The 20,671-nt window shown below is 67.4% G+C and carries 22 protein-coding genes; 15 read left to right on the forward strand and 7 right to left on the reverse strand.

Features of this window, described 5'->3' with window-relative positions:
• Position 1 precedes the first annotated feature (1 nt).
• The 11 genes from IEY26_RS00090 to IEY26_RS00135 all read left to right on the forward strand — a co-directional run bounded on the left by IEY26_RS00090 (position 2) and on the right by IEY26_RS00135 (position 9,717).
• A complete protein-coding gene (locus tag IEY26_RS00090) occupies positions 2 to 184 on the forward strand; it encodes a hypothetical protein (RefSeq protein ID WP_188974600.1) in 183 nt (60 codons plus the stop codon).
• Positions 185 to 346: 162 nt separating this feature from the next.
• Entirely contained in the window at positions 347 to 1,156 is an 810-nt protein-coding gene (gene pheA, locus IEY26_RS00095; protein WP_188974602.1) for a prephenate dehydratase, read from the forward strand.
• A 39-nt stretch (positions 1,157 to 1,195) separates the two neighbouring features.
• Positions 1,196 to 2,176, forward strand: coding sequence for a tyrosine--tRNA ligase (locus IEY26_RS00100; protein ID WP_188974604.1), 981 nt, complete (start codon positions 1,196 to 1,198; stop codon positions 2,174 to 2,176).
• Positions 2,177 to 2,317: 141 nt separating this feature from the next.
• Positions 2,318 to 2,764 (forward strand): DUF6653 family protein, encoded by a 447-nt coding sequence (locus IEY26_RS00105; RefSeq protein ID WP_188974606.1) that lies wholly within the window; start codon positions 2,318 to 2,320, stop codon positions 2,762 to 2,764.
• Positions 2,765 to 2,816: 52 nt separating this feature from the next.
• Positions 2,817 to 3,107, forward strand: a complete 291-nt coding sequence (gene eif1A, locus IEY26_RS00110; protein WP_188974608.1) for a translation initiation factor eIF-1A — start codon at positions 2,817 to 2,819, stop codon at positions 3,105 to 3,107.
• Positions 3,108 to 3,123: 16 nt separating this feature from the next.
• Positions 3,124 to 3,996 (forward strand): serine/threonine-protein kinase Rio1, encoded by an 873-nt coding sequence (gene rio1 / locus IEY26_RS00115; RefSeq protein ID WP_188974610.1) that lies wholly within the window; start codon positions 3,124 to 3,126, stop codon positions 3,994 to 3,996.
• A gap of 105 nt (positions 3,997 to 4,101) precedes the next feature.
• Entirely contained in the window at positions 4,102 to 4,233 is a 132-nt protein-coding gene (locus IEY26_RS17615; RefSeq protein ID WP_268239789.1) for a hypothetical protein, read from the forward strand.
• Positions 4,234 to 4,340: 107 nt separating this feature from the next.
• Positions 4,341 to 5,600 carry an MFS transporter gene (locus IEY26_RS00120; RefSeq protein WP_188974613.1) on the forward strand — a complete coding sequence of 420 codons (1,260 nt, stop codon included), beginning with the start codon at positions 4,341 to 4,343 and terminating at the stop codon, positions 5,598 to 5,600.
• 221 nt (positions 5,601 to 5,821) lie between these two features.
• The gene (locus IEY26_RS00125) at positions 5,822 to 6,376 is read left to right on the forward strand and encodes a KH domain-containing protein (RefSeq protein WP_188974615.1); all 555 of its coding nucleotides are present in this window, start codon (positions 5,822 to 5,824) and stop codon (positions 6,374 to 6,376) included.
• A gap of 389 nt (positions 6,377 to 6,765) precedes the next feature.
• Positions 6,766 to 8,448 (forward strand): thermosome subunit alpha, encoded by a 1,683-nt coding sequence (thsA, locus tag IEY26_RS00130; protein WP_188977046.1) that lies wholly within the window; start codon positions 6,766 to 6,768, stop codon positions 8,446 to 8,448.
• Between the two features lie 282 nt (positions 8,449 to 8,730).
• Positions 8,731 to 9,717 (forward strand): ornithine cyclodeaminase family protein, encoded by a 987-nt coding sequence (locus tag IEY26_RS00135; protein ID WP_188974617.1) that lies wholly within the window; start codon positions 8,731 to 8,733, stop codon positions 9,715 to 9,717.
• 323 nt (positions 9,718 to 10,040) lie between these two features.
• On the opposite strand, the gene IEY26_RS00140 is transcribed toward IEY26_RS00135, so the two are convergent.
• A complete protein-coding gene (locus tag IEY26_RS00140) occupies positions 10,041 to 10,253 on the reverse strand; it encodes a DUF7535 family protein (protein ID WP_188974619.1) in 213 nt (70 codons plus the stop codon).
• Positions 10,254 to 10,364: 111 nt separating this feature from the next.
• Between IEY26_RS00140 and IEY26_RS00145 the strand changes: the two genes are divergently transcribed.
• Entirely contained in the window at positions 10,365 to 11,039 is a 675-nt protein-coding gene (locus IEY26_RS00145; RefSeq protein WP_188974621.1) for a helix-turn-helix domain-containing protein, read from the forward strand.
• Here the strand turns inward: IEY26_RS00145 and leuS are convergent, their stop codons facing one another.
• A complete protein-coding gene (gene leuS / locus IEY26_RS00150) occupies positions 11,040 to 13,880 on the reverse strand; it encodes a leucine--tRNA ligase (protein ID WP_188974623.1) in 2,841 nt (946 codons plus the stop codon).
• Positions 13,881 to 14,011: 131 nt separating this feature from the next.
• On the opposite strand from leuS, the gene IEY26_RS00155 reads away from it, so the two are divergent.
• The gene (locus IEY26_RS00155; RefSeq protein WP_188974625.1) at positions 14,012 to 14,569 is read left to right on the forward strand and encodes a hypothetical protein; all 558 of its coding nucleotides are present in this window, start codon (positions 14,012 to 14,014) and stop codon (positions 14,567 to 14,569) included.
• Here IEY26_RS00155 and IEY26_RS00160 read toward each other — a convergent pair.
• From IEY26_RS00160 to IEY26_RS00175, 4 genes are all read right to left on the reverse strand, one after another.
• Positions 14,552 to 15,001: a peroxiredoxin gene (locus tag IEY26_RS00160; RefSeq protein ID WP_188974627.1), complete on the reverse strand. Its 450-nt coding sequence runs from the start codon at positions 14,999 to 15,001 to the stop codon at positions 14,552 to 14,554. The genes IEY26_RS00155 and IEY26_RS00160 overlap by 18 nt on opposite strands.
• A 91-nt stretch (positions 15,002 to 15,092) precedes the next feature.
• Positions 15,093 to 15,482: a type II toxin-antitoxin system VapC family toxin gene (locus IEY26_RS00165; protein ID WP_188974629.1), complete on the reverse strand. Its 390-nt coding sequence runs from the start codon at positions 15,480 to 15,482 to the stop codon at positions 15,093 to 15,095.
• A 1-nt stretch (position 15,483) separates the two neighbouring features.
• Positions 15,484 to 15,720: an antitoxin VapB family protein gene (locus IEY26_RS00170; protein ID WP_188974631.1), complete on the reverse strand. Its 237-nt coding sequence runs from the start codon at positions 15,718 to 15,720 to the stop codon at positions 15,484 to 15,486.
• A gap of 87 nt (positions 15,721 to 15,807) precedes the next feature.
• Positions 15,808 to 17,766, reverse strand: a complete 1,959-nt coding sequence (locus IEY26_RS00175) for a DUF460 domain-containing protein (protein ID WP_188974633.1) — start codon at positions 17,764 to 17,766, stop codon at positions 15,808 to 15,810.
• A 163-nt stretch (positions 17,767 to 17,929) separates the two neighbouring features.
• Here IEY26_RS00175 and IEY26_RS00180 point away from each other — a divergent pair, with 163 nt between their 5' ends.
• Complete coding sequence (locus IEY26_RS00180; RefSeq protein ID WP_188974635.1) at positions 17,930 to 18,391, forward strand: type IV pilin; 462 nt, start codon at positions 17,930 to 17,932, stop codon at positions 18,389 to 18,391.
• On the opposite strand, the gene rnz is transcribed toward IEY26_RS00180, so the two are convergent.
• A complete protein-coding gene (gene rnz, locus IEY26_RS00185) occupies positions 18,388 to 19,314 on the reverse strand; it encodes a ribonuclease Z (RefSeq protein WP_188974637.1) in 927 nt (308 codons plus the stop codon). The genes IEY26_RS00180 and rnz overlap by 4 nt on opposite strands.
• A gap of 348 nt (positions 19,315 to 19,662) precedes the next feature.
• Here rnz and IEY26_RS00190 point away from each other — a divergent pair, with 348 nt between their 5' ends.
• Entirely contained in the window at positions 19,663 to 20,667 is a 1,005-nt protein-coding gene (locus IEY26_RS00190) for an AAA family ATPase (RefSeq protein ID WP_188974640.1), read from the forward strand.
• Positions 20,668 to 20,671: the final 4 nt, after the last annotated feature.

A 20,671-nucleotide genomic window follows, 5' to 3' on the forward strand; every position in this document is an offset into this window, starting at 1 on the left:
GATGTCACGAACGAATGGCGAGGAGAGCGGGTCCGGTGACGCCCGGAGGGACGTGAAGACGATGTTGCTCGGGGTCTGGCTCACGCTCGTCGCGTTCGGTGTCGGCGCGTTCGGACACGACGGCATCGCGATGCTCGTCGGCCTCGTCGCGGCGCTCTGTGTGCTCGCCGGATTCGTCGACTGAACACCTGGCCGCATAGCCGCGACTCCGTGGTCTCTACGGTGGTGGGCTTCCGAGGCGTCGAAATCGATGTCCACTCCGGCGGTGGTACGCATCCCACACAGGATTGCTGGCTGTCTCGGCGATGGGCTTTTCTCCCCGTCGGCTCCTACGAGTGTCAAACACATGCAGGTCGTGACGCTGGGGCCCTCGGGGACGTACTCGCATCGCGCAGCGAAATCCATCGCCGACGACGCGGACATCGACTTCCGGGAGTCCGTGCACGCGATTGTGGGGGCGGTGAGCGCGGGGGACGCCGACCGGGGCGTCGTCCCCATCGAGAACTCCATCGAGGGGTCGGTGACGGAGACGCTCGACACGCTCGCCGAGGAGGACGTGGCGGTCGTGAAGGAAGTCGTGACGCCGATTCGGCACGCGCTCCTCTCGCAGACGGAGTCGGTGAAGACGGTCGCATCGCACAGTCAGGCGCTCGCGCAGTGCCGAGACTACATCGAGACGAACTATCCGGACGCGGACGTGCAGGCGGTGGCGTCGACGGCGCGCGGCGTCGAACTCGCGCGGGAGAACGAGGGCGTCGCGGGAATCGGCCACCCGGACAACGCCGGCGACGACCTGCTCGTGCTCGGCGAGGACATCCAGGACCAGCCCTCGAACGCGACGCGGTTCTTCGTCGTCGCACCCCCAGAGGACCGCTCGGAGGCGGGCGGAAAGTCGAGTTTCGTCGTCTACCCGAACGCGAACTACCCGGGGCTCCTCCTGGAACTCCTCACGCCGTTCGCGGACCGCGACGTGAACCTCTCTAGAGTGGAGTCCCGGCCGAGCGGCGAGCGTCTCGGCGACTACGTCTTCCACGTCGACGTCGACGCCGGCCTCTACGAGGACCGCACGCAGGCCGCCGTCGCCGAGATCGAAGCGCTCGCGGAGTCCGGATGGGTGCGGACGCTCGGCTCCTACGACGTCACGCACGTCGTCTAATCCAGAACGCCTAACCTCCTCCTCCGTTTTTCAGGTTCTATGAACGCGTACGAGTTGGTCACGCGGAACGCGGCGGAAGTCGTGACCGAAGACGAAGTCCGAGCGCTGGCCGACGACCCCGACGGGAAGCGGGCGTACGTCGGCTACGAGCCCTCGGGCGTCCTCCACATCGGCCACCTCCTGACGGCGAACAAGCTCATCGACCTCCAGAACGCCGGCTTCGAGGTGACAGTGCTCCTCGCGGACGTCCACGCCTACCTCAACGACAAGGGGACGTTCGAGGAGATTCAGGAGACCGCGAATCGGATGAAGGAGCAGTTCCTCGCGTACGGCCTCGACGAGGAGTCCACGGAGTTCCGGTTCGGCTCGGAGTTCCAGATGGACGAGGAGTACGTCCTCGACCTCCACGGCGTCGAGCTGGAGACGACGCTGTCGCGGGCGGAACGCGCGATGAGCGAGATCAAGAGCGGCGAATCAGTACGGGTCTCGCAGGCGGTCTACCCGCTGATGCAGGCGCTCGACATCGAATACCTCGACGTCGACCTCGCGATCGGCGGGATGGAGCAACGGAAGGTCCACATGCTGGCGCGCGACGTCCTCCCGAAGGTCGACTACGACGCGCCGACCTGCCTCCACACGCCGCTCATCGCGGACCTCACCTCGGGCGAGGGGAAGATGAGCTCGTCGTCCGGCGTCTCCATCAGCATGGAGGACTCGACGGAGGAACTGGAAGAGAAGGTGAACTCGGCGTTCTGCCCGCCGACGCGGGATCCGGAGGGCGACCTGGAGAACCCGGTGCTCCAGATCTTCGAGTACCACGTCTTCCCGCGCTTCGAGGAGGTCGTGGTCGAGCGCCCCGAGCAGTACGGCGGGGACCTCGAGTACGGCGACTACGAGTCGCTCGCGGCGGACTTAGAGTCGGGCGAGCTCCATCCGGCGGACGCGAAGGGCGCGCTGGCGGACTACCTCGACCGCCTCATCGCGCCCGGCCGCGAGAAACTCGCGGAGCTGCGCGCGTAGGGCGAACGGGCGACGCCGACGTCGGTTGTACGCGCTCGGCGCGGGGCGTCGCACTCCCGCGGGACGCGCCGAGGCCACAGTTACGTGATAGGGAGTCTGGGTCCGTGTTCGTATTTGAACGTTCGCCGCGTAGACACGGGTATGGACAGTGCGAGCGCGAGGGCGAGTTCGAGTGAGCGCGGTGTCTCGGGGGTGTGGGCGCGGCATTCGAACCCGAAGAGCGGGTGGTCGCGGGCGCTGGCGTGGCCGGTGTTGGTGGCGGCGCTCTACTGCCGGAAGCCGTGGCTGGGCGTCGCCACAGTGGGTTTCCTCCTCCTGAATCCGGTGTTGTTCCCGGCTCCGGCGGAGGGCGAGGACGCGTGGATGCGTCGAGTGGTGGAAGCGGAGGAAGCGTGGCTGGCGTCAGGGGAGACCGGTCTCTTCGGGTGGCCGAACGTTTTGAACCTCGTCAATCTCGGGTGTTTCGTCGTTGCGCTCTACGGGGCGTGGAAGCGGCGGCCGGTGGCGACGGCGGTCGGGACGGTCGGCGTGATGGCGGCGAAGTTCGCGTTCGTCGCGGCGCTGGTTCGGCGGTACGCGGCGTCGTGACCGGTCGGGAGTTCCCATACCGTTTAAATTCCTGCCGGGGTAATCGGGTGGTATGAGCGACGACGAATCGGGCGGCCGTCGAAATCTCCGGATGCCCGAGGACGACGAGGTGTTCGCCGAGGTGACGAACATGCTCGGCGCGAACCGCGTGGAAGTACGGTGTGCGGACGGCACAGAGCGGACGGCGCGAATTCCGGGTCGGATGCAGAAGCGCATCTGGATCCGGGAGGGCGACATCGTGCTCGTGGAGCCGTGGGACTGGCAGGACGAGAAGGGGGACATCACGTGGCGGTACGAGAAGTCGGAGGCGGACCAGCTCCGCGAGGAGGGCCACATCCAGTGACGATTCTTCACGCGCGATGACGGAGGAGAACCCGTTAGTCGAATCCGTCGGGGAGGGCGAGACCGCGGGCGACGAGTGGGAGGACATCGACGTTTCTGACACCGAGGCGGACCGCATCGCGCGGAAGCGCGACCGCGAGTTCTCGGAGTTCCGCAAGCGCCTGAAGGACGCGGACCAGTTGAAGCTGGACGACAGCGCGTTCGACGACGCGACGTACGCGGCCATCTACAAGCTCGTGCAGGACGGGCACGTTTCCGCCATCGGCCGGCCGATTTCGACGGGGAAGGAGGCGAACGTCTACGAGGCCGCGGCGGACGGCGGCGAGCGCGACGTCGCGATGAAGGTCTACCGGGTGAACGCGTCGAGCTTCCGGCAGATGCGGGACTACCTGGAGGGCGACCCGCGCTTCGAGGGGTTGCGCGGGGACAAGAAGGCGGTCGTGTTGGCGTGGACGCGGAAGGAGTACGCGAACCTGAAGCGCGCGCAGGACGCGGGCGTGCCGGTGCCGGACCCCATCGCGGTGCAGCGGAACGTCCTCGTGATGGAGCTCCTCGGCGAGGAGGACGACGCCGCGCCGACGCTCCACGACGTCCATCTTGAGAACCCCGAGACGGCGTACGAGAACGTCCGCGAGTACATGCGGCGGCTCTTCCGCGCGGGCCTCGTCCACGGCGACCTCTCCGAGTACAACCTCCTCGTCTGGGAGGGCGAGATTTTCGTCATCGACGTCGGGCAGGCGGTGACGGTTCACCACGGGAACGCGGACGACTTCCTGGAGCGCGACTGCCGGAACGTCGCGAACTTCTTCGCGCGACAGGGCGTCGACGTCGACGCGGACGACCTCTACGACTACGTCACCGAGCCAATCGCGGACGACGACGCGGCCTGAGGGCGCGACGCGCGGCGGTCAGTGTGAGGGCGACACGGGACGTGTCAGGTCGGTTCGCGTCGGGCCGGCGATACGTCCATAGGGGCGAGCGTTCTCTGAGAGGGCATGACGGGAAGCGTAGTCGTCTCGGCGGAGCCGCTGCGGGTTCGGCTCGACGTGACGGTGGAGGGGGAGACGGCGACGGCGGTGGTGGACGAGTCGGCGTCGGTGGCGTCCTTCGAGCGCGGCGAGCGGTAGCCACGGGCGTTCGAACCACTGTCCCGACAGAACTCGCGTTCTGCCCTCGCGTTTACAGAACTGTCGTTCAGGAATTACTTATTCCGTTCGGCGGCGTCCGACCGGGTATGCGAGAGCTCCTCAGGTATCCGGATTTCCGGCGGCTCTTCGTGGGCCGGCTCGTCACGAACATGGGCGACAGCGTCTACTCGGTGGCGGCGATGTGGCTCGTCTACTCGCTCTCCGGGTCGATGCTCTACACCGGCCTCGCCGGCGCGCTCACGATGGGGCCGTCGGCGCTCCAGGTGTTCGTCGGCCCGCTCGTCGACCGGTGGTCGCTCCGCCGCACGCTCGTCGCGACGCAGGCCGCACAGGCCGTCCTCGTCCTCGTCATTCCCGCGGCGCACGTCCTCGGCGCGCTCTCCGCCGAGCTCGTCCTCGTCGTCATGCCGGTCGTGGCGATGCTCAATCAGTTCGTCTACCCCGCGCAGAACGCCGCGCTCCCCCGCATCGTCGAGGAGGACGAACTCACCGCCGCGAACTCCGCGTTCTCCCTCGCCTACCAGGGCGTCGATATGGCGCTGAACGGGGTCGCGGGCCTCCTCGTCGTCGCCGTCGGCGCGGTGGCGCTCTACGCGCTCGACTCCCTGACGTTCGTCGTCGCCGTCGCCTGCTTCGCCGGCCTCCGCGTCCCGCCGGTCACCGACGACGGGGACGACGACCCCGCCTCCTACCTCGACGACCTCCGGGAGGGCATCGGGTTCGTCCGCGGCACCGTCATCGCCCGGCTGTTCGGCGCGTCCATCATGGCGAACGCCCTCCTCGGCGTGACGTGGGCGGTCCTCCCGGCGTTCGCCGACGCGCGCGGCGGCGCGGGGACGTACGGCTTCCTCCTCGCCGGTATCTCCGCCGGAACGCTCCTCGGCGCGCTCGTCGCCACGCGCTTCGACGGCGTTCCCTACGGGACGCTCTCCATCGCCGGGTTCGCGCTCGCCGCCGCCGCGTGGTTCGCCGCGCTCCTCGCGCCCGCGACGCTCGCCGCCGTCGCCTGCTTCGCCGTCGCGTTCGTCCCCGTCGGCGTCACGAACGTCGTCTCCTCGACGATGATACAGCGCCTCGTTCCCGACGCCCTCCTCGGCCGCGTGATGGCGCTCCTCGGGAGCGTGGGCACCGCGGCGATGCCGCTCGGCTCCCTCCTCGGCGGCGCGGGCGGCGACGCCCTCGGCGCAGCTACCGTGATGTGGGTCGGCGGCGTCGGCTTCCTCTGGATCGTCGCGTACGTCTTCGCCGTCCCGAGCCTCCGCCGCCTCGGCGCGCCCACCGCCGTCGAGACGCTCTCGCACCAGCGCGACCGCCACTCCACGGTCGTCGCCGACGGCGGCGAGTAAAGGGGTTTTCAGCCACCAAGGCAGCCACCGGGAACAGCGAAGCGACACGAACAACGCGACTCGGCCGGCGAGACGGCAGCTTGGGGAGGGGCATCGAAAGGGGCCGAGGCGTCGCGTCCACGCGTCAGAAACGTCGGGACGAAACAGGTTACAGTTCGAGAAACGTCCGTTCGGCAGGCTCTGGAAGACTTTTACGCGTCGACTTCCTAGTTCGGTGTATAATGACTCAACACGTCAAGATTCCGCAGGACCGAATCGGTGTCCTCATCGGTTCGGGTGGTGAGACGCTTCGCCGCATCGAGCGGACCGCGGAGGTCTCTCTGGACGTGGACTCGGAGAACGGCTCCGTCGCCGTCGAGAAGGCGGGCGACCCCATTCGCGCGCTGAAAGGGCCGGACGTCGTGCGCGCGATCGGTCGCGGCTTCGACCCGGACGCGGCGCTCTCCCTGCTGGACGACGACATGCGGATGTTCGATACGATCGACATCGAGCGGGCGGCGCGGAACGACAACGACCTGCGGCGGAAGAAGGGCCGGCTCATCGGTGAGAACGGGCGGACGCGTCAGCTCATCGAGGAGCTGACGGGCGCGAGCGTCGTCATCTACGGGTCGACGTTCGGCGTCATCGGTCAGCCGCAGGAGGTCGATATCGCGCGGTCGGCGGCGGAGATGATTCTCGACGGCGCGCCCCACGGCTCGGTGTATTCCTTCCTCGAACGGAAGCACGTGGAGGAGCTGAAACACCAGGGGATGGAGTACCACGAGTACTCGGGGTGAGCGTGGGTCGGAGCGAGGCCACCTACGGCGGCCGAGCGAGAACCACGGAATTAGCGAGCAGGAACGGCCAGCGGGAGTGACACGCGAGCAGCGAGAACCACGATAGCGCGGGCGGCGAAGCCGCGAGCCGGGCGACTGAGTGCGGGAGATGGCGGGATTCGGCAGCTGAGTGGCCGGTGGAGAACCGGGTGGTTTGCGGCGGCGTCGGGTCGAGTCGTCGGTTTTCCGGGTGGTCGTGGTGCGTCGACGTCGAGCAGGGAGTGTATATAAACCGCGTCATTGGTATTGTCTCACACACCCTGTTAACCCGTCGTGCGCCGTGTCGACGCCCACTTGCCAAAGTTTTATATAGAATGGCAATCAATCAATGAGTGATTATGGCGCAGCAGATGGGTAACCAGCCGCTGATTGTCCTCTCCGACGACAGTCAGCGCACGTCCGGGAAAGACGCACAGTCGATGAACATCACCGCCGGGAAGGCCGTCGCGGAGTCCGTCCGCACGACGCTCGGCCCGAAGGGCATGGACAAGATGCTCGTCGACTCGCAGGGCTCCGTCGTCGTCACGAACGACGGCGTCACCATCCTCAAGGAGATGGACATCGAGCACCCGGCGGCGAACATGATCGTCGAAGTCGCCGAGACGCAGGAGAACGAGGTCGGCGACGGTACGACGTCCGCCGTCATCGTCTCCGGTGAACTCCTCTCCGAGGCCGAGAACCTCCTCGAGCAGGACATCCACGCGACCACGCTCGCGCAGGGGTACCGTCAGGCCGCGGAGAAAGCGAAAGAGCTCCTCGACGACATCGCCATCGAGGTCTCCGAGGACGACGACGAATACCTCGAGAAGATCGCCGCGACCGCGATGACCGGGAAGGGCGCGGAGAACGCGAAGGACGTCCTCGCCGGCCTCGTCGTACGCGCCGTCCAGTCGGTCGCCGACGACGGCGTCGTCGACACGGACAACATCAAAGTCGAGAAGGTCACCGGCTCCTCCATCGAGGACTCCGAGCTCGTCGAGGGCGTCATCGTCGACAAGGAGCGCGTGAACGACAACATGCCGTTCGCCGTCGAGGACGCGAAGATCGCGCTCGTCGACGACGGTCTCGAAGTCGCTGAGACCGAAATCGACACCGAGGTCAACGTCACCGACCCCGACCAGCTCCAGCAGTTCCTCGACCAGGAAGAGGCGCAGCTCCGCGAGATGGTCGACTCCCTCAAGGACGCGGGCGCGAACGTCGTCTTCGTGGACGGCGGCATCGACGACATGGCGCAGCACTACCTCGCGCAGGAAGGCATCCTCGCCGTCCGCCGCGTGAAATCCTCCGACATGAAGCGCCTCGGCCGCGCGACGGGCGCGACCGCCGTCACGAACGTCAAGGACATCGAGGCCGACGACCTCGGCGACGCCGGCAGCGTCGCGCAGAAGGACATCGGCGGCGACGAGCGCATCTTCGTCGAGGACGTCGAGGAAGCGAAGTCCGTCACGCTCATCCTCCGCGGCGGCACGGAGCACGTCGTCGACGAAGTCGAGCGCGCCATCGACGACTCGCTCGGCGTCGTTCGCGTCACGCTCGAAGACGGCAAGGTCCTCCCCGGCGGCGGTGCCCCGGAGACCGAGCTCGCGCTGAAGCTCCGCGACTTCGCTGACTCCGTCGGCGGGCGCGAGCAGCTCGCCGTCGAGGCGTTCGCCGACGCCCTCGAAGTCGGGCCGCGCACCCTCGCCGAGAACGCGGGCCACGACCCCATCGACTCCCTCGTGGACCTCCGCAGCCGCCACGACGGCGGCGAGACCGGCGCGGGCCTCGACGCCTACACGGGCGACATCATCGACATGGAAGACGAAGGCGTGGTCGAGCCGCTCCGCGTGAAGACGCAGGCCATCGAGTCCGCCACCGAGGCGGCCGTGATGATCCTCCGCATCGACGACGTCATCGCCGCCGGCGACCTCAAGGGCGGCCAGATTGACTCCGACAGCGGCGGAGACGAAGGCCCCGGCGGTGCCGGCGGCGGCCCCGGTGGTATGGGCGGCGGCATGGGCGGTATGGGCGGCGGTATGGGCGGCATGATGTAACGTCGGTTCCGAACACCCACTCCATCCGCCGGCCACCCGGCCCAGACCCCTTCGCTTCCGGTCGAGTATCGTCCGCTTCGAACACCGTTTTTCTTTCGCGCGCTACCCGGTGAGCGACAGCGCCCGTTCTCGCCTCGACCGCATCGGTGACGGTTTCGCGGCCGCGAGATTGACTCGCGTTCGACGTATTTTACCGCCTCTTTGACGCTGTTTGATTTGCGTGGACGGCGATGGCAGAGTGTTTCCTGTCGATTTATGCGTTCGGGGGCAGGAATTGCGGGTATGGAGACGCTACTGTTGAACAAAGACGACGTCCACGAGAACACGCCCATGGCGGAGCTCATCGTCGCCGTCGAAGAGGCCTTCCAGGCCTACGAGAACGGCGACGCGCAGATGCCCGCGAAATCCTACATCGACCTCCCCCAGTACAACGGCGACTTCCGGTCGATGCCCGCCTACCTCGACGCGGGCGACTGGGACGCCGCCGGCATCAAGTGGGTGAACGTCCACCCCGACAACCCCGACGCCTTCGAGCTGCCGACCGTCATGGGGACGATGGTCTACTCCGACCCGAAGAACGCCTACCCGCTCGCCATCATGGACGGCACCGAACTCACCATGAAGCGCACGGGCGCGGCCGCCGCCGTCGCCACCGACCACCTCGCCGTCGACGACGCCACCTCCTTCGGCCTCGTCGGCGCTGGCGTCCAATCCTACACGCAGTTAGAAGCCATCAGCCAGGTCCGCGACATCGAGAAAGTCGTCGTCAGCGACCTCAACGAGGGCCGCGTCGCCCGCTTCATCGACCACTTCGGCGACGACTTCGACGTCGAGGAAGGCTCCATCACCGACGCCGGCCACTGCGACATCCTCTCCACTGTCACCCCCGTCGAAGACCCCATCGTCCACGAGACCGACGTCGGCGACCACACCCACATCAACGCCATGGGCGCGGACGCCGCCGGCAAACACGAAATCGACGACGACGTCCTCCTCGATTCGAAACTCGTCATCGACGACTACTCCCAGACCACGCACTCCGGCGAAATCAACGTCCCGTGGAGCGACGGCGTCCTCGACGACGACGACATCTACGGCGAAATCGGCGAAATCGTCACCGACAAGAAGGCCGGCCGCACCGCCGACGACGGCGTCACCGTCTTCGACTCCACCGGCCTCGCCATCCAGGACGTCGCCGCCGCCCACGTCGTCTACACCCACGCCAACGAACACGAAAACGGCACCCAGTTCGACCTCCTCGGCGTCTAACCCGACGCACGAACCACATTCCAGCGGCACCGGCTTTCTCGCAGTTCTCATGCGAGCGAACGCCTTCCGGCCGTGTTCGCCTAATCGCGATTCTCAGCCGTTGCTGGCGGCCCTACATCTCCAAGCATAAGGACGTCGCGCTGGCTCGCGTGTCGTTCGCGCGAGCGATAGCGAGTGCGAGCAGCACGTCGCGGAACGCGACGGAACGAGCGAGCGCCGCAGGCGCGAGCAGGGAGGAACTCCGTTCCGACCGCGCTCCCCATCGGTCGCTCCCGCTCGCCGTTCCGCGGTTCTCGGCCGCGAAGCGGCCGAGAACCGCGTCCTCAATGCGCTGGCGCGTACTCCTCCTCGCTCTCGGTATCGCCGACGACGAGGTCGAGAATCCAGAGGACGACGAGAACGGGGATGAGTGGGACGACGATGACCAGAAGGAGGAGGCCGATGAGGAGGCCGATGACGGTCATCTCGCGCGCGCCGCGGTCGCGCGGCCGGAACAACGCCTGTAGGATGAAGTCGCCGAGTCCTTCCTCGCTCATACGCGACGATAGCCGTGCCGCCACCTAATACGTGCGGGTATCCGGCGACCGGACGGGATGCGACCGCGAACATTCAGGGTATTAAAGAGATTGGGGGAGGAACAGGTCACGATGAACGTCGCCGAGTTCACGCTGGGGTATCCGATACTCCGTGACGCGCTGGAGCGGACGCCGGGCGTGACGCTGGAGTGGGAGCGCTCGGATATGGACGGGGCGCACCACACGATTCTCGCGTGGGCGTTCGGGGACGACGCCGCCCTCGACCGATTCGAGGCCGCGCTCGAGGACGACGCCTCCGTGTACGCGGCCGACCGAATCGCCGCCGTCGACGACCGCCGGCTCTACCAAGTCGACCTCGACGACGCCGGCGAGGAGATGAGCGTCTACCCCGTCATCGTCGACACGGGCGGCATCATCCGGCAGGCGACCGCGGACGACGGCGGCTGGCACTTCCGCGTCGCGTTCCCCGACCAGCGGACGTTCGCGCAGTTCCGCGCCGCCTGCGACGACCACGACATCGACCTCGTCCTCCACACGCTCCTCGTCGAGGAAGCCGCCGAGGAGAGCGACCGCTACGGGCTGACGGACCGACAGCGAGAACTCCTCCGCGTCGCGCTCGACGCCGGCTACTTCGACATCCCGCGCAGCGCGTCGCTCGGCGACGTCGCCGCCGAACTCGGCATCTCCGGAAACGCCGCGTCCGAGCGCCTCCGCCGCGGCCTCCGAGCGCTCCTCAGCGAGACCGTCGCGGCGAACGAGACCGGGGACGCGTCGACCGACCGCTGATTACTCGAGGTGGATGGCGGGCCGGAACGGCTTCGCCTTCCCCGCGGCCTCGTCCTCGACGTCGGACTCCCGGTAGAGTTCGACGGCCGCGTCGAACTCGTGTTCGAGGAACCGCGTCGCCTCGTCGAGCACGTCGTACTCGTCGACGTCGAGCAGCGTCTCGCTCGTCTCCTCGCCGCGCTCGCGGACGTCCTCGACGAGGTCTTGGACGAGCTGGTTCACCTCGTTCCCGCGCTCGCGCAGGCCCTCGTGCTGCATGACCGTCCCCATCACCGCGCCGACGTCGGGGCCGGTCTCCACGACCTCCTCGAAGACGGTGTGCTTCCACGGCGCGGCCGTGTAGAGCCGGATGGTGTCCGGGTCGGTGTCCGTGACGTCCATGATGTCGCGGACGTCCTCCGTGAGCCGTTCGACTAACTGCTCTTCCACTTCGACGCGCCGCGATTCGAACTCGTGGTCGACGTCTGGCCACGCCGCGTCCTCGACGGGCACGCCCGCGAGTTGCTCGTGGAGTTCGTTCGCCATGAACGGCGTCACGGGCGCGAGCATCCGCAGGCGCGCGGAGAGCACGTGCTTCTGCGTCCACCGCGCCCCCGGCCGGTCGAGGTCCGCGCGCCGACGGTACCACCGCAGGTCCTCCTCCAGCCCGAAGAACGCCGCCTGACTCGCCTTCCGGGTCTCGAAGCCGTCCATCGCCTCCGTCGCTTCCCGAATCGTCCGCTGGAGGCGGCTCAGCAGCCAGCGGTCGATGCGCTTCAGCTCCCGCGTTCCTTCCGCTAGATCGATGACGTCCTGGGCGCGGTTCCAGAAGCGCTCCAGTTGCTTCTTCGTCGACGTCACTTCCTCTCGCCGCCAGTCGAAGTCCTGCCACGGCTCCGAGGAGTTCAGGAGGAAGAACCGGACGGTGTCCGCGCCGTACTCCTCGATGGCCTCCGCGGGCAGCACGACGTGGCCTTTCGAAGAGCTCATCTTCTTCCCTTCGAGGAGCCCCATCCCGGCGATGGCGACGCCCTGCGGCCAGTTCGCCTCGTCGAAGAGCTCCGTGTGGTGGAAGACGTAGAACGAGAGGTGGTTGCTGACGAGGTCGTTCCCCGACACCCGGTAGTCCACGGGGTACCAGTAGTCCCACTCCGCGCGGAGGTCGAGCGCGCGCTCGGGCGCGTCGCCGTCGACGGCGTCCGCGCCGTAGAACAGCGCGTCGAAGAACTCGCGCGTGAGCTCCTCGGGCGGGATGTCCTGCAGGCGGTGCGCGATAGTGTAGTAGGACATGTAGACCGTCGAGTCCGAGAGCGGCTCGATGACGAAGTCCTCGTCCCACGGCAGGCGCGTGCCGAGGCCGTAGTTCCGAATGCACGGCCACTCGTTCAGCCAGTCGATGGTGTGGTCGAACTGCCCGCGCGTGTTCTCCGGGATCGTATCCATCTCGGAGACGGCCTTGTGCGCCATCGCCTTCCAGTCCTCGTCGTTGTAGGTGAGGAACCAGGTGTCCTGTTTCGCGACTTCGACGTCGCCGCCGCAGCGGCAGACGACCTCCTCGGAGAACTCGTACATCATGTCGAAATCCCCGGTCTCGCGGAACGCGGCGGCGAGTTCGTCGCGGACGTCCTCGACGACGCGACCCGCGTACTCGCCGTACATATCTTTCAGTTTCCCGCCGTGGAACTCCGCGTTGTAGACGTCCTGCGTCGCCTCTTCGAGTTTCGGGTCGTCCGCGCTCTCGATGCCGTACGCCTCACAGGCCGCGCGCGCCGGGAACGGGTCGTCGTAGCCGTCGACGTCGATGATGGATTTCGGCTGAATCTCCGCGACTTCCGCGGGGTCGATGCCGTACTCCCGCATGAGGTCGTCGTTCGCCTTCGCGTCCTGCAGCGCCATCCAGTCGTCCGGCGAGTGCGCGGGCACGGACATCACGACCCCGGTGGCGTTGTCCGCGGCGACGAAGCGCGCCGGAAGAACGAGGACGTCCTCGCCCGTCACGGGGTTCGTCACGCGCTCGCCGACGAGCTCCGACCCAGAGAAGCGCTCCAGGATCTCCACGTCGCGCTGCTGGAGCACGAGCTTCTCCACCGCCTCGTGGCTCACGATCCACTGCTCGCCGTCGACGTCCGCCTCGACGTAGTCCGCCTCGGGGTCGACGTACGCGTTCGTCACGCCCCGCACCGTCTCCGGGCGCAGCGTCGCCATCGGCAGGAGGGTGTCACCGCTCTCGAACTTCACGAGCGTGTACTCCTGGAACTCCGCCTCCTCGCCCTCCAGGATGTCGTGCGTCGTCACCGGGTTCTCCTCGTCCGTGCAGTATTTGACCGGGTGGAGGCCTTTTTCGAGCCTATCGCGGTCCCGCAGCGTCTCGTACTGCCACGTCACGAACTTCGAGTACCGCTCGTCGTTCGTCGTGAACTCCCGCCGCCAGTCGATGGAGAGCCCGAGCGACTTCATGTTCGTCTTGTAGTGGTTCTCGATGAAGTACCGCGCGAAGCCCATCGGCGTCTCCAGCTCCTCCAGTTCCTCCTCCGGGACGTTGTACGTGTCCCGCAGCACCGAGAGCTGCTCCTCTTCGCCCTTCTGCAAGCGGTTCACCGCGCCGATAATCGGCGTCCCCGTGACGTGCCACGCGATGGGGAAGAGGACGTTGTCGCCCTGCAGGCGGCGGTAGCGCGCCCACACGTCCGGCACGGTGTACGTCCGCGCGTGCCCGATGTGCATCCCGCCCGACGGATACGGATAGGGGACGGTGACGAACGTCGCGTCCTCGTCGTCCTCCTCCGGGTCCACCTCGTAGCGTCCGCCGTCCTCCCATCGGTCCTGCCACTTCCGCTCGATAGACCGCGGCTCGTAGCTCATTATCGGTTCTATCTGCCGCCGCGCTCAAAAGAACACCTATGCTGACTGGCCGGACTGTCAGCCGCCGCCGCACGCGGTCCGAATGTCGGGGACGAGTAGAGTGAAGTCGCTCCCCCACCTCGTGCGAGCTCGTGGGCGACTTCGCCGACGACGTACACCGCGACCTCCGCGACGCCCTCGCCGCCCGCCTCCCGAGTCGGAAGTGGCGGACCGAACGGTACGTCGAGCGCACGCCCGTCGACGTCGCCACCGACGACGACGCCGGCCGCGCCTCGCGTGTCGCTCCCTCCGGTCGCTCCCACTCGCCCGTCCCGCGGTTCTCACTCGCGCCCGCGGCGCTCGCTCCGAACCGCGTCATCCTCGTCGAAGTGGAGATGCGGCGCGCCGACCCCGCGAACAACCCCGTGAAACTCGCGCGGTACGCCGACGAGGGCGCGTTCGACGCTCCCGTCCACCTCGTTCAGGTCTTCTCCGGCTACTACGACCTCGCCGGCGGCGGCGTCTCTACGAAGCGCGAGAACGCGGAGTTCGTCGGCCGCCTCGCCACCGACGCCCTCGACGGCTTCACCTACGACGCCGTCGACCTCGGGTTCACGCCGCCGAAACGCGGCGGCGACCGCCCGAGCGACTGGCGAGCGCGCGTCCACGAGACCGCCGACCGAATCGTCGACTCAGTCGAGCGAGACTAAGCCGTCGTCGAGCATGTCGCCGAGCACGTCGCGCGCGTGCCCGTCGGGTTTCACGCCCCCGTACGCGGCCTTCACCTCGCCGTCGGCGAGCACGAACGTCACGCGCTCCGCCGCGCCGCTCGACGCGTCGACGCCGAACCCGTCCGCGATACCGCCGTCCGGGTCCGCGAGCAGGTCAAAGTCGAGCCCGTACTTCTCGCAGAACGCCTCGTGGGAGTCGACGTCGTCCGTCGACACGCCGTAGACCGAGACGCCCGCCTCGCGATAGGTGTCGAGTTCGGCGTTGAACTGCTTCGCCTCCACCGTACACCCCGGCGTGTCGTCCCGCGGGTAGAAGTAGACGACCGTGGGCTCCTCGAAGTCCAGTGAAACCGTCTCGCCGTCCTGGTTCTGCGCCTCCACGCTCGGCGCGCTGTCGCCTTCGTTCAGCATACTCGGAGGCAGACGCTCCTCATTCTTGGCTGTTGGGAGGCCGGCAGCCCCCGCCCTGGGGGAGGCGGGACGCTCTCGAAGACAGCGGTGGTCAGTACGTCTCGGTCTCGACATCGAGACGCTCGAAGTCCGCCACGTTACGGGTGAGTACCGGTTCGTCGACCACATCGGCTGTCGCACCGATGATTACGTCCCCGTCTCCGACCGCGTTGCCGTCGTTCATCAGTTCCCCAGAGAGCCGTCCGGCTTTCCGCACGACCGCTGCATCCGCGGGATACGTCGGCTTCGAGGCCAGGACATCCTTCACCCGGTCTGCCTCGTCGGAAGACTGGTCCGACCGCGCGATTCCGTAGTAGAGTTCGAACAACGTCATCGCGGAGATGCGCTGCTGGATCAACTCTTCCTCGATCTCTTCGGCCTTCTCGACGGCCCCTCCGTCCCCGTTCATCAGATCGATGAGAAATGCGGTGTCGAGGAGCACGCTACGCCTCACTTACGTCGTCAACGATACGTTCGAGTTCGTCGCGACGGCGACCACGGCGTTCCGCCACGGCGTCGCGGAGGGCGCACGCTTCCTCGTCGCTCAGGATTCCGGCGATCTCGAGGAGTGACCGCTCTCCCGCGAGGCGGAGAACAGCCTCGGAGAACGTCTCGTCCTCCCGCTTGTGGGCTTCGAGGCGTTCGTAGGCGTCGTCCGAGAGCCGGATGCTCTTCGACATATGCATACAGTTGTATGCAGGTCGGCAAAGGGGTTTCCCCGCGTCCGTCCAGGGTGACGCCGGGTCTTCGATCCGGCTTCACGACCGCTACTCGCTATCTGCGCGGTGTTCGGAGATGATGGAGTCGAGTCGCTGCTCTCGCTCTTGGCGTTCGCGTTCCTCGTATCGCTCGCGGTAGTCGGCTTCGACGGCGGAGACAGCCGAGTCGTCGGCGATGGCGAGCTCGTCGATTTCGCGGATGCTGACGTCGTCGGCGGGGCCGAAGGGGACGTCGCGGTCGTAGAGGACGTCTTCGGCGATGTCGCTCGTTCGGCCGTCGAGGAGGACGACGCGCGGGCGGGCGTCGGCGAGTTTTTCGGCGGTTCGCTTCCCCGCGCCGGAGGCGTCGCGGATGTAGACGACGTCCCCTTTGGAGAGCCCGAACTCGGCGTCCGCTTCCTCGATGGCGTCGACGGTGAACTGCTCGACGGGTTTGACGGCGACGAGGCTGCCGTCGTCGACGTCTTCGAAGTTGGAGTGGTCGAGCTTCCAGAGCTCTTTCAGGCGTTCGAGCTTCCCGGCGAGCGCCTCCGCGCGCTCCCGCTGCTCGTCGCGCTCTTCCTCTAAGCGGTTGTTCTCCCACTCTAGTTTCGTGACTTCGCGGCGCTCGCGGGCCTCCTGGCGTTCCTCGCGGCGGGCCTCGGAGAGCTCGCCTTCTAACTCTTCGATGCGGGCGTCGCGTTCCTCGATGATGGCTTCGAGGTCGTCGACGTGGGATTGGAGGCGGCCGACCTGCGTCTCGAGGTCGCGGATCCGCTGTTCTTCCTCGGTGAGTTCGCGCTCCTCGTGTTCGTGGTCGTCCTCCTCGGAGTCGTCGTCCTCGCTGAGGTCGCGAATCACGGCGTCGACGTGTTCGCCGGCGACGACGCGCGCGACGACGTCGCCGCGGTCGAGGTCGCGGGGGGTGCGCCGGGTCGCCTTCGCGATGCGTTCTTCGTGGGCGTCGTAGGCGAAGAGCGCGGCGGCGAGCGCGTCCCGCTCGTGGTCGTTGCCGTACCCCGTCTCCCGGGTCCGGTGCTGTTTCTCGTCGACGGGGAGGTCGCTCTCGGGTTGCCAGCCCGCGGCGTCGAACGTGCGGCGGTACGCGTCCACGGTCTGCGGCATCGGCTCGACGTCCGCGGCGACGAGGACGGGCCGGCCGCGCTCGATGATCCACTCGTTGATCGCGGCCGTGTCGGCGGTCCGGGTCGAGAGGACGTCGAGGACGCGGCCGTCGAGGTCCACGAGCGCCACCGCGGTCGTCGTCCCCGGGTCGATACCGACGAAGACGCGGTCCCGGCGGCGCGCGAGCGACCGGAACTCGATACCGTCCCGACGCACCGGTTCGATCTCGACGCGCGTGTCGCCCGCCCGATGCCCCGAGAGGGGAATCTCGCTCTCGCGCGCCTCGACCGTGAAGACGGCGTTCGAGTACCCGCCGTATTTCTCCGTGGCGTCCATCTCGTAGTCGAGGCCGGCGTCGTCGAGTTTCGACTTGACGTTCCGCGCCTCGTTCTTCACGTGGCCGTGGATGCGACGCGTGTATCGGTCCTGACTCCACCCGCCCTTCCCCGTCGAGCGCCCGCGGGCGACTTTCACTTCTGTCTCGTTCGTGAAGGCGGAGACCTCTTCGCCGACGTTCCGCGCGGCGAGGCGCGCGGCGGCTTCCGCTTCCTCCATCGCCGGCTTCCCGTAGGGGACGCCGTGGCGTTTCGCCACCCGCGAGAGCGGCTCGGGCCGCTCCGCGCCCGTCACCTGCACGAGTTTCGTCTCCGCCGGGAACCCCCGGAGGAGGTGGACGAGGGAGTCTTTGTCCGCCGCGAGCTCGTACATGTTGTCGGTCGCGACGAGGTCCGGCTCCTCGGAGTCGACGAGCCGCATGAGCTTCCGGTGGCTCACCACGTCGCGCTCTCTGACCTCGCCGTCGAACACTACGAGCGCGTAGGAGGGACTGTCGCCGCGCACGTCGCCGCTCTGCACGTCGACGCCGAACACGAGGGCGTCGAGCGCACTCGTCCGCGTACTCACGGAGTGTGCTAGGCGATTGACGCCTATAAGCGCACCCCCGAGCGAAGTTCAAGAGCGTCAGTACATACCACCGGTAAGTATATCTGTGTGACAGCTAGTGAATCAGACAGGGATTGGGATGCTACCAGATAGCGCGGACAGGCTGGGGTCGGAGAGTCGCGGCGTGTCGAACGTCATCGGGATCGTGATGCTCGTCGGCATCACCGTCCTGCTCGGTGCCGTCGTCGGCTCGGCCGCCCTCCACCTCGGGGGCGACGTCGGGCCGACGCAGCCGAACGCGCAACTCGCCGTCGAGGACGCGAGCGAACTCGTAGGCGAGAGCGCCGGCGCGAACGTCCTCGAGATCACGCACGAAGGTGGCGACGACCTCGAAACGACCGGTCTCCGTCTCGTGATTCGACAGGACGGCGACGTCTACTACAACGCCATACTCGCGAAGGACACGTACGAACGAGAAAACGGGTACGCGCCGCTGGAGTCGGACGCGAGCGGGAAGTTCGCCTCCGGACAAGCCATCACGGTGGCCGAACAGAGCGGCGAGTTCGCCCCCGGGAAGTACCGGATTCAGCTAATCCACGTCGACTCCGACTCGCTCCTCGTCGACGAGGAAGTGAAGATTAACTAGCGGTCCGGGTAGGGGACGTCGAGTTCCATGCCGTCGGCGGCGACGAGGACGCGACCCGTGAACTCCCGCGTGGCGTGGTCTTTGAGGACGCCGGCGTCGCCGGCGTACCGCGAGGAGACGTGAGTGAGGACGAGGCGAGTGACGCCCGCCTGTCGCGCGATGCTCCCCGCTTCGCCCGCCGTCGAGTGCCCCGTGTGTTCTGCGCGCTCTCCGGCGTCGTTCGCGAACGTCGAATCGTGGACGAGGACGTCCGCGCCCTCGGCGGCCTCCACGGTCGCCTTCGTCGGCCGCGTATCGCCCGTGTAGACGAACTTCCGCCCCGGGCGCGGCTCGCCCACCACCTGCTCCGGCTCCACGACCGTTCCGTCCTCGAGCTCCACCGGCTCGCCCTCGTGCAGCCGCCCGAACTTCGGCCCCACGGGAACCCCGAGCTCCTCCGCTTTTTCTCTGTCGAACCGGCCCTTCCGGTCGTGCTCGTCGAGGACGTACCCGACGGCGCTCGTCCGATGCGCCACGGGGAACGCCCGCACCTCGTACTCCTCTCTGTCGAGCACGACCTCGCCCGGCGACACCTCGCTCACCCGCACGTCGAACCCGACGTCGCCGCCGACGGCGAACACCAACTGCTCGATGCGGTCGGCCGTCCCCTTCGACGTGTGAATCGTCAACCGCTCCTCCCGGTCGTTGAAGTCCATCGTCTGCACGAGCCCGGGCAGCCCCAGCACGTGGTCGCCGTGCACGTGCGTCACGAAGACGTCGCTCACCCCGAAACCCGTCCCGTACTTCAACATCTGCCGCTGCGTCCCCTCGCCCGCGTCGAAGAGGAAGGCGTCGCCCTCCCGTCGCACGAAGAGGGAGCTCGGGTTCCGGTTCACCGTCGGAACCGCCCCGCTCGTCCCCAGGAAGGTCGCGTGAAGCGTCATAGTCGAAACTGGGGGAGTCGCGTGTATACCGGCTTCGGAACCTATCCTCTCCGAGCGAACGCCACCGCGAACGGGGAGAGGACCACCGTCGACGGCGATGAAGCAACCGCCGGAACCGGTCAGTTGCTCAAACCACCGCGGGGAGGGAATCGAAGGGGCGGGCGCGCTCGCGAGTCGAGACGATGCAAGCACCGGAGCGCACGGAGTGCGCGAGGAGCACAGCGAGTCGCAGGCCGCGAGCGCGCCCGGGGCTTCGGAGGAGGCGAAAACGAGAGTAAGAGTAGCAGGATCAGATACGACGACTAGCAACCGACCGATTCTTACTCGCGCTCGCGCTACGAGGAGGTAATGGAGTCGCCGCTCTGGCTGGACACGCACGCGCCGGACCTGGAGGACCTCCCGCAGCGCGAGGTGCGGGAGCGACTGGGCGACGTGGTGTCGGATCCGGTGAATCTGGTGGTACACGGGCCGGTGGGGTCGGGGAAGACGGCGGCGGTCCGGGCGCTCGCGCGCGAGGCGCACGAGGACGCGGAGAACGACCTCGTGGAGCTGAACGTCGCGGACTTCTTCGGGATGACGAAGAAGGAGATCGCGAACGACGAGCGGTTCTCCCACTTCATCTCCGCGAAGCGAAAGCGCGAGTCGTCGAAGGCCGACCTCATCAATCACGTGCTGAAGGAGTCGGCGTCCTACCAACCAGTGTCAGGGGACTACAAGACCATCGTGCTCGACAACGCCGAGGCGATTCGGGAGGACTTCCAGCAGGCGCTTCGGCGCGTGATGGAGCGCCACCACGAGACGACGCAGTTCGTCATCGGGACGCGCCAGCCGACGAAGCTCATCCCGCCGATTCGCTCGCGGTGCTTCCCCGTGCCCGTCCGCTCGCCCGACACCGACGAGGCGGTCGACGCCTTAGAGCGTATCGTCGAACGCGAAGCCGTCGAGTACGACGGCGACGGCCTCGAGTATCTCGCGGGCTACGGCGACGGCAACCTCCGGCGAGCGGTGCTCGGCGCGCAAGCCACCTACGAAGCGGAAGGCGAAGTCACGATGCAGGCCGCCTACGAAACCCTCCAGGATATCGGATACGGCGACCGCGTGAAGGAAATGCTCGACCACGCCGAGAGCGGGAGTTTCACCGACGCCCGCTCCGAACTCGACGACCTCCTCGTCGACGACGGACTGGACGGCACGGAAGTCCTCGACGAGATTCTCCGCGTGTCGCGCTCTCGCTACACCGGCTCCGAACTCGCCCGCGTCCACCGCCTCGCCGGCGGCGTCGACTTCGACATGCACGAAGGCACCAGCGACCGCATTCACCTCTCGCGCCTCCTCGCCGAACTCGGTCGATAGCACC

The organism is Halocalculus aciditolerans, from assembly GCF_014647475.1.
Classification (GTDB): Archaea; Halobacteriota; Halobacteria; order Halobacteriales; family Halobacteriaceae; genus Halocalculus; species Halocalculus aciditolerans.

Bases quoted from the DNA above. Each gene is read 5' to 3' on its own strand.
- IEY26_RS00090 (WP_188974600.1), top strand. From the start codon at position 2: ATGTCACGAACGAATGGCGAGGAGAGCGGGTCCGGTGACGCCCGGAGG.
- pheA (WP_188974602.1), top strand. From the start codon at position 347: ATGCAGGTCGTGACGCTGGGGCCCTCGGGGACGTACTCGCATCGCGCA.
- IEY26_RS00100 (WP_188974604.1), top strand. From the start codon at position 1,196: ATGAACGCGTACGAGTTGGTCACGCGGAACGCGGCGGAAGTCGTGACC.
- IEY26_RS00105 (WP_188974606.1), top strand. From the start codon at position 2,318: ATGGACAGTGCGAGCGCGAGGGCGAGTTCGAGTGAGCGCGGTGTCTCG.
- eif1A (WP_188974608.1), top strand. From the start codon at position 2,817: ATGAGCGACGACGAATCGGGCGGCCGTCGAAATCTCCGGATGCCCGAG.
- rio1 (WP_188974610.1), top strand. From the start codon at position 3,124: ATGACGGAGGAGAACCCGTTAGTCGAATCCGTCGGGGAGGGCGAGACC.
- IEY26_RS17615 (WP_268239789.1), top strand. From the start codon at position 4,102: ATGACGGGAAGCGTAGTCGTCTCGGCGGAGCCGCTGCGGGTTCGGCTC.
- IEY26_RS00120 (WP_188974613.1), top strand. From the start codon at position 4,341: ATGCGAGAGCTCCTCAGGTATCCGGATTTCCGGCGGCTCTTCGTGGGC.
- IEY26_RS00125 (WP_188974615.1), top strand. From the start codon at position 5,822: ATGACTCAACACGTCAAGATTCCGCAGGACCGAATCGGTGTCCTCATC.
- thsA (WP_188977046.1), top strand. From the start codon at position 6,766: ATGGGTAACCAGCCGCTGATTGTCCTCTCCGACGACAGTCAGCGCACG.
- IEY26_RS00135 (WP_188974617.1), top strand. From the start codon at position 8,731: ATGGAGACGCTACTGTTGAACAAAGACGACGTCCACGAGAACACGCCC.
- IEY26_RS00140 (WP_188974619.1), bottom strand. From the start codon at position 10,253: ATGAGCGAGGAAGGACTCGGCGACTTCATCCTACAGGCGTTGTTCCGG.
- IEY26_RS00145 (WP_188974621.1), top strand. From the start codon at position 10,365: ATGAACGTCGCCGAGTTCACGCTGGGGTATCCGATACTCCGTGACGCG.
- leuS (WP_188974623.1), bottom strand. From the start codon at position 13,880: ATGAGCTACGAGCCGCGGTCTATCGAGCGGAAGTGGCAGGACCGATGG.
- IEY26_RS00160 (WP_188974627.1), bottom strand. From the start codon at position 15,001: ATGCTGAACGAAGGCGACAGCGCGCCGAGCGTGGAGGCGCAGAACCAG.
- IEY26_RS00170 (WP_188974631.1), bottom strand. From the start codon at position 15,720: ATGTCGAAGAGCATCCGGCTCTCGGACGACGCCTACGAACGCCTCGAA.
- rnz (WP_188974637.1), bottom strand. From the start codon at position 19,314: ATGACGCTTCACGCGACCTTCCTGGGGACGAGCGGGGCGGTTCCGACG.
- IEY26_RS00190 (WP_188974640.1), top strand. From the start codon at position 19,663: ATGGAGTCGCCGCTCTGGCTGGACACGCACGCGCCGGACCTGGAGGAC.